The organism is Peribacillus sp. NPDC056705, from assembly GCF_043656335.1.
Genome location: NZ_JBHTYI010000094.1, coordinates 298 through 2,657, shown reverse-complemented (window position 1 = coordinate 2,657; position 2,360 = coordinate 298). Strand labels below are relative to the sequence as shown.

General features: G+C 49.4%; 1 protein-coding gene. It reads left to right on the top strand.

Annotation, left to right across the window (positions count from 1 at the left end; all coding sequences use genetic code 11):
- A partial coding sequence (locus ACFRAK_RS27600; protein WP_394572975.1) for a TIM-barrel domain-containing protein occupies positions 1-1,119 on the top strand: 1,119 nt, incomplete at its 5' end.
- Positions 1,120-2,360: the final 1,241 nt, after the last annotated feature.

The window sequence follows — 2,360 nt, the reverse complement described above, 5'->3', positions numbered from 1 at the left end:
CTTGCCGACATGGGCGTGGACAGCTTCAAGACGGATTTCGGTGAGCGTATCCCAACGGACGTGGTATATCACGATGGCTCCGATCCCCATAAAATGCACAACTATTACACGCAGTTCTACAACAAAGTGGTGTTCGACGTACTCGTTGAGAAATTCGGCAAGAATCAGGCTGCGGTCTTCGCGCGTTCCGCAACTGCTGGCGGACAGCAGTTCCCTGTCCATTGGGGAGGAGATTGCTACGCGGACTATGAATCGATGGCAGAAAGCCTGCGCGGCGGATTGTCGCTTGGCCTTGGCGGTTTCGGAGTCTGGAGCCCCGCTCTTGGTGGCTTTGAGAATACAGCACCGGCGCACGTGTTCAAGCGATGGCTTGCTTTTGGCTTGCTGTCCAGCCACAGCCGCCTGCACGGCAGCAGCTCCTATCGCGTGCCTTGGTCTTACGATGAAGAGGCCGTTGACGTTACGCGCTACTTCACGAAGCTCAAGAGCCGCCTGATGCCATACCTGTTCCATACGGCTGTACAAGCAGCGGAACAAGGGGTACCGAGTATGCGGGCCATGTTCCTTGAATTCCCGGAGGATCCGGCTGTCGAAATGCTGGACCGTCAGTATATGCTCGGTGATTCGCTGTTGGTTGCGCCTGTATTCAGTGAGAGCGGGAATGTTCAATATTATCTGCCGCAAGGCCGATGGACTCATCTCTTGACAGGCGAGACCGTTCAGGGCGGAAGTTGGCGCCGGGAAACCTATGACTTCCTCGGCTTACCAATATTCGTACGGGAGAATTCGTTCCTCGCGCTGGGTGCTCAGGATAACGGGCCGGAATATGATTATGCCGATGGCGTTGAGCTTGGCCTGTATGCACTTGCCGAGGGTCAGAAAGCTTCAGCCGTCGTTGTGAATATGAACGGAGAGCGTGAGCTTGAGGTACGTGCGATCCGTGAAGGCAACCGAATTGAAATCACGGCTGAAGGCTCAGGTAAGCCGTACTCCGTGAAATTATATGGTATGAGTGGCGTCTCTAGTGTGGATGGTCAAGGCGTCAAGCATGAAGATGGTCATATTCAGGTGGGGGCAGGAGAACGTGCACGAACCTTCACGGTTGTACTAGATAATTAATTCATCATATGAACAATATGGGGAACGCCCGGAATCGCGAGACTGGATACGGGCTTCTTCCATCTTTTTTCTACAGAGTGATTAGGGTCGCCTGTTATAATGAGGATGCGGCAGCCGTTAGTATATATGGAAATGCAAACGTTTTCTTATACGATTGCCGACGATGATGGGACAGGAGCGAGAGCGGTCCGATGCTATCTTTTTTCATCCAGGTCTTAAACAATATGAAGATTCGCAATAAACTGATACTTTCTTTTGTAGTGGTCGTCTTTGTTCCAGTGGCGATAGTCGGTATATTTCTGACGGGTGAATTACGCAAATTTGCCTTTAATAACGCTTTGGAACAAGCGTATCAGAATTTGGACCGGGTGAAGAAGCGGTCTTCCGAGGTCATTAACGTAGCGGACGATCTGTCTTACCGCCTATCCTATGATCAACGCTTGAAGAATGTCGCTAACCATCAATATGAAAGCGTATACGATGTGTTTTTGGCTTACCGCGATTACCCCGATCTTCAACAGGCGATCAGAATGTATAAGGAAATATCGAATATCCGATTTTACAGCGACAATTCGACCTTAATCAACAATTGGGAGTTTATTTATCCTGAGCAGGACATCAGACAGGCGGAATGGTACACAAGAGCCGAGCAGAAGATCGGATTGGTTCACTGGGATTACATTCAAGACGAGCGCGATCACAAGTTCTATCTGAGTCTTATTAAGGGGGTTGACCTGGGCAGTAAAGATAACCGTGGCGTGCTCGTCATCAATGTTAATTCGAATATGCTGAATACGATTCTGAGTCAAGAGAATTTCGATACGCTTATTGTTGACAGCAAGAACAATATTGTGGCAGCCAACCGTCCAGAATTGTACGGAAGGACGCTTGCCGATATTAATGATCATTCCGGAGCTGTGTATCAGCAGAAGGGCACTCATGAATCCGTCATAAACGAAGAAGCTTCCAAGGTGCTGATCGAGCCGCTCAATACAGAGTCAGGCGTGAACGGGCTGCGTATTATTTCGATCTTCTCGATTGACAGCATTGTGGCGGACGCCAATCGGATCAGCCAATTGGCAATGACCGTCATTATCATCAGCCTGTTGCTTGCTGTTCTATTGATATACAGTTTCTCCTCCTTGATATCCAATCGATTGCTGCGACTGAGCAAGCATATCACCAAGGTGGGCACAGGTAATCTTGGTGTGGTTATGGTTATTGACGGCAAGGATGAGATC